The 8,697-nt window shown below is 58.5% G+C and carries 8 protein-coding genes, 1 tRNA gene and 1 riboswitch; of the genes, 1 reads left to right on the forward strand and 8 read right to left on the reverse strand.

What is annotated here, in order from left to right:
- Positions 1-11: 11 nt before the first annotated feature.
- From nrdI to ACIK7D_RS07825, 6 genes are all read right to left on the reverse strand, one after another.
- Entirely contained in the window at positions 12-410 is a 399-nt protein-coding gene (gene nrdI, locus ACIK7D_RS07800) for a class Ib ribonucleoside-diphosphate reductase assembly flavoprotein NrdI (protein WP_020812691.1), read from the reverse strand.
- 12 nt (positions 411-422) lie between these two features.
- Positions 423-644: a glutaredoxin-like protein NrdH gene (gene nrdH / locus ACIK7D_RS07805; RefSeq protein ID WP_003514250.1), complete on the reverse strand. Its 222-nt coding sequence runs from the start codon at positions 642-644 to the stop codon at positions 423-425.
- 255 nt (positions 645-899) lie between these two features.
- A riboswitch (cobalamin riboswitch) is annotated at positions 900-1,124 on the reverse strand.
- Between the two features lie 132 nt (positions 1,125-1,256).
- The gene (locus ACIK7D_RS07810; RefSeq protein ID WP_400155992.1) at positions 1,257-1,886 is read right to left on the reverse strand and encodes a nucleoside triphosphate hydrolase; all 630 of its coding nucleotides are present in this window, start codon (positions 1,884-1,886) and stop codon (positions 1,257-1,259) included.
- Complete coding sequence (locus ACIK7D_RS07815; RefSeq protein ID WP_003524281.1) at positions 1,883-2,665, reverse strand: ATP-binding cassette domain-containing protein; 783 nt, start codon at positions 2,663-2,665, stop codon at positions 1,883-1,885. Before ACIK7D_RS07815 ends, ACIK7D_RS07810 begins: the two co-directional genes overlap by 4 nt.
- Entirely contained in the window at positions 2,665-3,747 is a 1,083-nt protein-coding gene (locus ACIK7D_RS07820; RefSeq protein WP_003524280.1) for an ABC transporter permease, read from the reverse strand. Before ACIK7D_RS07820 ends, ACIK7D_RS07815 begins: the two co-directional genes overlap by 1 nt.
- 239 nt (positions 3,748-3,986) lie before the next feature.
- Positions 3,987-5,009, reverse strand: coding sequence for a sugar ABC transporter substrate-binding protein (locus ACIK7D_RS07825; protein WP_080818485.1), 1,023 nt, complete (start codon positions 5,007-5,009; stop codon positions 3,987-3,989).
- 264 nt (positions 5,010-5,273) lie between these two features.
- Here ACIK7D_RS07825 and ACIK7D_RS07830 point away from each other — a divergent pair, with 264 nt between their 5' ends.
- Positions 5,274-6,506, forward strand: a complete 1,233-nt coding sequence (locus ACIK7D_RS07830) for an ROK family transcriptional regulator (RefSeq protein ID WP_127756627.1) — start codon at positions 5,274-5,276, stop codon at positions 6,504-6,506.
- Positions 6,507-6,562: 56 nt separating this feature from the next.
- Here the strand turns inward: ACIK7D_RS07830 and recQ are convergent, their stop codons facing one another.
- Together recQ and ACIK7D_RS07840 are read right to left on the reverse strand one after the other, a co-directional pair.
- Positions 6,563-8,371 (reverse strand): DNA helicase RecQ, encoded by a 1,809-nt coding sequence (gene recQ / locus ACIK7D_RS07835; RefSeq protein WP_400155993.1) that lies wholly within the window; start codon positions 8,369-8,371, stop codon positions 6,563-6,565.
- 203 nt (positions 8,372-8,574) lie between these two features.
- Positions 8,575-8,651, reverse strand: a tRNA-Met gene (locus ACIK7D_RS07840).
- Positions 8,652-8,697 lie beyond the last annotated feature (46 nt).

Here is an 8,697-nt window from a genome sequence, read left to right on the forward strand (position 1 = left end):
GGCGCTCGAGGTCAGCGTGTCCAAAATCGTTCCAATCCATGTTTGACGTTGGCGACATCTTCTTCCGTGCCGAGAAGCTCGAAGCGATAGAGAAACGGCACCGCGCATTTGCGCGAGACGATATCTCCGGCGGATGCGAAAGCTGCGCCAAAATTCGTGTTTCCCGCCGCGATGACGCCGCGAATGAGATTTCGGTTGGAGGGCTCGTTCAAAAACCGGATGACCGGTTTCGGCACGGCCCCTTTGGTGCCGCCGCCCCCATAGGTGGGGGTGACGAGCACATAGGGCTCGGACACATGGGGAACATCTTCCTCAACGCCAAGCGGCAGGCGAAACAGACGCCGTCCCAGTTTCAGAAGGAAACGATGGGTGTTTTCAGAACGGCTGGAATAATAGACGATCAGGCCCATCGCCCTGCCGCCTCAGCTGATCGAGCCGATCATATCCGGCCGGAAACCCGCCCAATGGCGTTCGCCGGCAACGACCACGGGAACCTGCATGTAACCGAGGCCGCGGACGTGATCGAGCGCATCCGCATCTTCGGAAATATCGACGATCTCATAGCTGACGCCGATGCGGTCGAGTGCGCGATAGGTGGCAGTGCATTGGACGCAGGCGGGCTTGCTGTAAACGGTGACGGTCATGATTTCCTCTTTCGAAGCCGGTTTCGGACACGGCTCAACATTGCCGATTGCAATCGCAATCGGGCGGCGATGGATCTGTCATTAGGGTGGGCGTGCGCGGCTTTTAGCCGCGTAAAATCACTCTCTACGCCGACGAGCGCAGCAACTCAAACAAATGCACTGGCATGACTTCACCCCGAAGCTTGTTCTGGAGGGGGCAGAAAAGGGCGCACGCAAATCATTTGCGTCATACACCTTCCTCCGGACACCCCGCCCGTGGACGTTTGCGCTCAAGGCAGGTCTCCTGACTTGCGGGTCACAACATCTATTCCGGCCTTCCCGGAGCTTTCAACCCCAGTGACCCAAATCGGAACGATGCTCACCGCTTACAGTTGCGGGGGCAGTTTCGGCCTTGTTCCGCCATAATGGCGTTACGCACCGAATTCCCGTCTTAGCTCCCAACCCTTGCGAATCGGAAGAACCTCGAACACCACATATAGTATATGAGGAAATTTTCTCGTCAATGAATAGACACACAAAGCCCCACCCTGTGGATCAAAAAGATTCAACACATGGTCAACAAAGGCTTAACGGCTCAAGCGCGCCGTCGCTCAAACAGAGAAAAGCGTTAATCTATTCCCAGATATCGATGCGGATATCGGCGGGACGGGCGTTTTCGATCACCCTTTTTCCGTTCGGAAGATCGTTTTCGAAAAGTTTGGCGTGGATCTCAGCCTCGTGGAGACCATAGCCCTGCCACCGTTTTCGCAGCCTCTCCTCCAGCACCGCGACGGACGGCCCTACAAAAATGGTGAGGTCGAAGCTTTTGGAAAGAGTTGTCCACGGCGCCTCGTCCAGCAGCAGATAATTGCCTTCAGCGAGGACAAAGCGTGTTTCCGGCGCAACCGCACGAGCAGACGCTATGGCGATTTCACGGGAACGGTCGAAAACCGGAACAAGCACCTCCTGCCCGCCCTTGCGGACGGCGGAGACGATATCGAGGAAACCGCGCACGTCGAAGGTTTCGGGTGCGCCCTTTCGCGGCAGCAGCCCGCGCTCTGCAAGAATGCCGTTGTCCATATGGAAGCCATCCATCGGCAGCACGGCGGCCGTTTCGCCCCGCGCCAGCAGAGCGTCGCAAAGGGCATCCGCCAGCGTGGATTTGCCGGCCCCAGGGGGACCGGCAATAGCGACGATAAAACGGGATTTACCTTCTGCCCGCCGAAGAACATCCTCGGCGATCGTTTCAAGCTTCAGCATCATGCGGCAAGCGTTTCCTTCGGCGCTTCCTTGGCGCCGGTCATGAAGGCGACGGCATCGGACATGGAGTAGTCCTTAGGATTGATAACGCACAGACGCTTGCCGAGCCGGTGGATATGGATGCGATCCGCAACCTCGAAAACATGCGGCATGTTATGCGAGATGAGGACGATCGGCAGGCCGCGCGAGCGCACGTCCAGAATAAGCTCCAAAACACGCCGGCTTTCCTTGACACCAAGTGCTGCCGTCGGCTCGTCAAGAATGACGACCTTGGAGCCGAAGGCGGCTGCACGCGCCACCGCCACGCCCTGACGCTGACCGCCGGAGAGGGTTTCCACTGCCTGATTGATGTTCTGGATCGTCATCAGGCCGAGTTCCGACAGTTTCTCCCGGGCGAATTTTTCCATGGCCGGACGGTCCAGCGCCCGGAACAGGCTACCCTGAATACCGGGTTTACGGATTTCGCGGCCGAGAAACATATTGTCGGCTATGGAAAGTGCCGGTGAGAGCGCCAGGTTCTGATAGACCGTCTCGATGCCAGCCTTACGTGCCTCTATCGGCGAGCGGAACTGGACGGGCTGGCCTTCCAGCCGGATCTCCCCTTCATCGGGCGTCACCGCACCGGAAATCGCCTTGATGAGAGAGGATTTACCGGCGCCGTTATCGCCGATCACCGCCAGGATTTCGCCCGGATAGAGATCGAAATCGGCATGGTCGAGGGCGGTCACGCGACCATAGCGCTTGACGAGATTGCGTGCTGTGAGAATGGGTTCTTTTGCCATCAGCCTGCTACCTTTCTGATCCACTGGTCGATTGCGACAGCCATGATGATGAGGACGCCGATCAACAGATAGGTCCATTGCGGGTCTGTTCCGATAAGCCGGAGGCCGAGCGAAAAGACGCCGACGATCAGGGCGCCGAAAATCATGCCCATGATGGAACCGCGCCCGCCGAACAGCGACAGCCCGCCGATAACCACCGCCGTGATGGATTCGATATTGGCGAATTGACCGGCGGTCGGCGAAACCGAGCCGATGCGGCCGATCAAGGCCCAGCCGGCGAAGGCGCAGATGAGGCCGGACAGCGTGTAAACGGTGGTCAGCATGCGCTTGACGTTGACACCGGCAAGTTCGGCGGCATCCGGATCGTCACCCACCGCATAAAGATGGCGGCCCCAGGCGGTGCGGTTCAGCACATACCAGAGCAGGGCGACGAGCAGGACCATGGCGATGACGCCATAGGTGAAGACCGCGCTGCCGACACGGATATTGGCGCCGAAGAATTGCAGGATCGGCGCCTGCTGGGCGATATCCTGGGCGCGGATCGTCTCGTTTGCGGAATAGAGGAAGTTGGTCGCCAGTACGATCTGCCACATGCCGAGCGTGACGATGAAGGGCGGCAGGCGCATGCGCGAGACCAGAATACCGTTGATGAAGCCGCAAAATGCGCCGACGGCCAGGCCACAGAGAATGGAGAGTTCCGCCGGCAAGCCGTAACGGAAGGTGAACTGTCCCATGATGACGGAGGACAGGACCATGATCGCGCCAACCGAAAGATCGATGCCCGCCGTCAGGATGACCAGCGACTGCGCTGCGCCGACAATACCGACGATGGCGACCTGCTGCAAAATAAGGGTCAGCGTGAAGGCCGAGAAAAACTTGCCGCCGAGAAGCAGGCCGAAAACAATCAGCGACAGCACCAGAACGATAAGCGGAACGGCCGCCGGGCTGGAGTGGAGAAAGTGCTGCAGTTTTTCCAGCACACTCTTGTCGTGCGTATCGAAAGCAGCGACCTGGGTCGAACTTCCCGAAAGCACTTTTTCAAATTCATTATGCGGCTGAGCCCGCACCGGCTGATCGCTCATGGATTTTCCTCCCGATCGCTCTATCGCACCAGCCCTGACACCGGAGTCTAGGACACCGGGGTCTATTTCCGAAGAGAATGATGCGTAGATTTCAAAGTGTTGTGAAGCGGCCTATCATCCCCGCAGGACGCGTGACGCGCTCGTTTGTTCCTTTGTCCGATCCCCCGGATCGTGCCTGATATTCATTCTGGTCCAAGGGCGGGGGCACGAATGCCCCCGCGGGTTTCAACGGTGAGGCATCAGCCCCAGCACTTGTTGAGACCTTCCTTCGTATCGATGGAGTCGAGGCCCTTGACCGGCTTGTCGGTTACCAGCGTCACGCCGGTATCGACGAAGTTTTTGCCCTCGGTCGGCTTCGGCTTTTCACCCGTGTCGGCAAACTTCTTGACGGCTTCGACGCCGAGAGCCGCCATCAGCAGCGGATATTGCTGCGAGGTCGCGCCAATCACGCCTTCCGCAACGTTCTTGACGCCCGGGCAACCGCCGTCGACGGAAACGATCAGAACATCCTTTTCACGGCCAACCGCCTTCAGCGCCTCATAAGCGCCGGCTGCCGCAGGCTCGTTGATGGTGTGGACGACATTGATGGTCGGGTCTTTCTGCAGCAGATTTTCCATCGCCGCGCGACCGCCTTCTTCGTTACCATTGGTGATATCATGGCCAACGATGCGTGGATCGTTTTCATCGCCGATCTTGTTGATGTCCTTCACGTCGATGCCAAAGCCCTTCATGAAGCCCTGGTTGCGCAGCACATCCACCGTCGGCTGGGAAGGGGTGAGGTTGAGGAAGGCGATCTTCGCATCCTTGGCCTTGTCGCCGAGGCTGCCGGCGGCCCATTTGCCGATCAGCTCACCAGCCAGAAGGTTGTCGGTGGCGAAGGTGGAATCAGCGGCATCGACAGGCTCGAGCGGTGTGTCGAGGGCGATGACCAGAAGACCGGCGTCACGCGCCTTCTGAACGGCCGGAACGATGCCCTTGGTGTCCGATGCGGTGATCAGAATACCCTTGGCGCCATCGGCAATGCACGTCTCGATGGCGGCTACCTGGCTTTCGGAATCGCCGTCGATCTTGCCGGCATAGGATTTCAGCGTCACACCAAGTTCTTTAGCCTTGGCGGTCGCGCCTTCTTTCATCTTGACGAAAAAGGGATTGGTATCGGTTTTGGTGATGAGGCAAACCGAGGTATCGGCCGCAGACGCAACGGAAGCGAAAGAAACGCCAAGCGCAAGCGCGCCCAGAAGAGCGGAAACAGTGGTCTTCATGAGATCCTCCCAATGGATATTTGAGCACCGTGACGGTTGCCCGACGATCCCGTCTCCTCCGAGATCGACGACCGTTGGCTCAGATGGAACCACCAAAGGAAACGCCTGTCAATAAATAAATCCGATTGAATTATTAATTCCCTATGGCATTCTAATATGCGGCAGGGAGGAATATCGCCACGTCGTTTAACGTTGCGATAGCAAGATTGCCATAAAGCCTGCTGTATCGGTCGCGGCGGATAGGGCGGGCGGGAGGATGACACTATGAGACAATCTGTCGAGACGGCGCCGCCGGCGCCGCCCACCACCATGGATATAAGCGGCGGCGCCAACCAGATCGGAGTGCGCGCTTATAATGAGCGGCTCGTGCTGTCTCTCGTTCGCCGTCACGGCGGACTGTCAAAAGCCGAGATATCAAGACTTTGCGGCCTTTCAGCACAGACCGTCTCGGTCATCATGCGCTCGCTTGAAAAGGACGGGCTTCTCATTCGCGGTGAAAGGCTGCGCGGCAAAGTCGGCCAGCCATCGACGCCGATGCGGCTTAATCCCGACGCCGTCTTTTCTTTCGGTGTGAAGATCGGCCGACGCAGCGTCGATCTCGTGCTGATGGATTTTGTCGGCCGGATCAGGCTCAAGCTGCGCAGAACCTACCCCTACCCTCTTCCGGAATGGATACTACCCTTCGTAATCGACGGCATAACGGAACTCGAATCGAAGCTTTCCCCTGCCGAGCGGGAAAAAATTGCCGGCGTCGGCATCGCCGCTCCATTTGAATTGTGGAACTGGGCGCAGGAAGTGGGCGCTCCACAGATTGAAATGGAGAGATGGCGGGGCGTCGATATCCGCTCGGAAATTGCTGAAAACGTCAGCTATCCGGTTTTTCTGCAGAACGACGCGACCAGCGCCTGCGGCGCCGAACTGGTTTTTGGCGCAGGCCAGCACCATCCGGATTTTCTTTACGTCTTCATCGGCTCCTTCATAGGCGGCGGCGTCGTTTTGAATTCAGCGTTATTTTCCGGAAAGACGGGAACGGCCGGCGCCATCGGCCCCCTGCCGGTGCAGGGGCAGGATGGCAATACCGTCCAGCTTCTGAAAATCGCATCGATCTTCGTTCTGGAAAACATGCTGCGCGAAAAGGGTATCGATCCGCGCCCCCTGTGGTTTTCTCCCGACGAGTGGATCGATTTCGGCGAGCCGCTGGAAAGCTGGATCAGGAAAACCGCAGCGGCGCTGGCGCAGGCCGTCATTGCCGCCGCCTCCATCATCGATTTTTCGAGCGTCATCATCGATGGCGGTTTTCCCGACTGGGTCAGAACAAGGATTGTCGCCGCCACCCGGCTGGCCCTTAAGCACCACGATCTTCAGGGTGTCACGATGCCTGACATCATCGAAGGCGCGGTCGGCAGCCAGGCGCGGGCGATCGGCGGCGCGAGCTTGCCGCTGTTTTCGCGCTATCTCATCGATCAGAACGTTCTGTTCAAGGATACGACCGGCTGAGCCTTCGCAACGCTCTGCGGTTTTATTACCCGGCTGTTAATTTGAATACCTGCCGGTCATTCGCCAGCGGCGTGCTGCATGATCGCCGCCAGAAAGGCAGGCCCATAGCGCTCGAGCTTGGTATCTCCAACGCCGGGAATCCCAGCCATTTCCTTTACCGAGGCCGGTTTTGCCGTCGCAAGTTCTATGAGGGTCTTGTCGTGGAAAATCACATAGGGCGGAACATTCTGTGCCCGGGCAATTTCCATACGCTTCGCACGCAGCGCCTCAAAAAGACTGCGATCGGATTCCGGCAAGACCGCCGATACCGTGTTACGGGACGTCTGTTGCCGTGCGGAACGGGGAGCGGATGGTATCCTCAGCATCAATGCCGGTTTTTCGCGCAGGAACCGCCGTCCATCCTCGGAGATGGACAGGCCGCCATGTCCCGACAGTTCCACCTCAATCATGCGTAACGCAACCAGCTGACGCAGGATGGCGCGCCATGTGCGGTTGTCGTGCTCCTTGCCTATCCCGTAGGTGGTGATGCGGTCATGTCCGAAACGGGAAATCCGCTCGTCCTCGACACCCAGCAATACGCGGATGACATAGGCCTGGCCGAAACGTTCACCCGTGCGATAAATACAGGACAGAAGTTTCTGCGCGGCGATGGCGCCATCAAACAGGTCCGGCGGCTCGGCGCAGGTATCGCAATTGCCGCAGGGCTCACACCGGTCGCCGAAATAGGAGAGCAGAACCTGTCGGCGGCAACTGGCCGTTTCTGCGAGACCGAGCAGCGCATCGAGTTTCTGGCGCTCCATATATTTACGCTGGTCCGCGGCATCAGATTCTTCGATGAAACGATTGCGCAGGGCAATATCTTCATAGCCATAAAGCATGAGCACGTCCGACGGCAGACCATCGCGGCCGGCTCGGCCCGTTTCCTGATAATAGGCCTCGATGCTGCCGGGCAGGTCGATATGAACCACGAAGCGCACATCCGGCTTGTCTATCCCCATGCCGAAGGCGACGGTCGCGACAATGATGACCGCCTCGCCGTGCTGGAAACGGGTCTGATTCTCCTCACGGGCGGCCTTGTCCATGCCGGCGTGATAGGGCAGCGCATCGCGACCCTCCTCCCGCAGCCATGCGGCCGTTTCGTCCACCTTGCGTTTGGAAAGGCAATAGACGATACCGCTCTCACCGTCGCGATCCTTCAGAAAGCGCTTCAGCTGCGCGCGCGGATTATCCTTTTCCATGATCGCATAGCGGATATTGGGCCGGTCGAACCCGGCAATGAAGGCATCGTGCTCTTCAATCCCCAGATGACCGAGAATTTCAGCGCGCGTGGGCTCGTCGGCCGTCGCCGTCAGCGCCATGCGCGGCGTATCGGGAAAACGCTCGATCAGCGTGTCTAGCTGGCGGTAGGGCGGCCGGAAATCATGGCCCCATTGAGACAGGCAATGGGCCTCATCGACCGCGATCAGCGACAGGTCGATGGATTGCAACGCATCGAGGACATCGGGCTTGAGCAGGGTTTCCGGCGCGGCGTAAAGAATATCGACTTTCCCGGCTCGCATATCCCGCCAAAGCACGCGTCGCTCTTCCGGGGAAAGATCGGAATTGAGAGCTTCGGCCCGCACGCCGGCCTGACGCAGGGCGGCGACCTGATCGACCATCAGTGCGATGAGCGGCGAGACGATCAACCCCATGCCGTCACGCGCAAGCGCCGGAATCTGGTAACAAAGCGACTTTCCACCGCCCGTCGGCATCAAAACGAAGGCATTGTTTCCCGCCATTACATGCCGAATGATGTCGGCCTGCCTTCCGCGAAACGCATCGTAGCCATAGACGGTCTTGAGGATATGCAAGGGATCAGCGGTCACGGCAGCTTTTATCCGAACAGGAATGATGGCGCATCATCACCGTTTTCTGATCGATGGCAATGCCGAAGATGGCTTTGTTCATGGAAGTAAATTGCGCGATTGATTTTGTGATCAGCGGCCTGGTTTCTCCCTGACGGCGGTCCGGATTTCATAAGTCCAGAAACACAAAAACCCCGTCGCTAGTGCGACGGGGTTTTGAGATTTGGTTGCGGGGGCAGGATTTGAACCTGCGGCCTTCAGGTTATGAGCCTGACGAGCTACCGGGCTGCTCCACCCCGCGTTGACTGGTTTTATTATAGCATAAAGGCCGCTTGATGCGGCCTTTT

It is taken from the genome of Agrobacterium sp. P15N1-A, from assembly GCF_044626815.1.
GTDB lineage: Bacteria > Pseudomonadota > Alphaproteobacteria > Rhizobiales > Rhizobiaceae > Agrobacterium > Agrobacterium leguminum.

Bases quoted from the DNA above. Each gene is read 5' to 3' on its own strand.
- ACIK7D_RS07830 (WP_127756627.1), top strand. From the start codon at position 5,274: ATGAGACAATCTGTCGAGACGGCGCCGCCGGCGCCGCCCACCACCATG.
- ACIK7D_RS07810 (WP_400155992.1), bottom strand. From the start codon at position 1,886: ATGATGCTGAAGCTTGAAACGATCGCCGAGGATGTTCTTCGGCGGGCA.
- ACIK7D_RS07825 (WP_080818485.1), bottom strand. From the start codon at position 5,009: ATGAAGACCACTGTTTCCGCTCTTCTGGGCGCGCTTGCGCTTGGCGTT.
- nrdI (WP_020812691.1), bottom strand. From the start codon at position 410: ATGGGCCTGATCGTCTATTATTCCAGCCGTTCTGAAAACACCCATCGT.
- ACIK7D_RS07815 (WP_003524281.1), bottom strand. From the start codon at position 2,665: ATGGCAAAAGAACCCATTCTCACAGCACGCAATCTCGTCAAGCGCTAT.
- ACIK7D_RS07820 (WP_003524280.1), bottom strand. From the start codon at position 3,747: ATGAGCGATCAGCCGGTGCGGGCTCAGCCGCATAATGAATTTGAAAAA.
- nrdH (WP_003514250.1), bottom strand. From the start codon at position 644: ATGACCGTCACCGTTTACAGCAAGCCCGCCTGCGTCCAATGCACTGCC.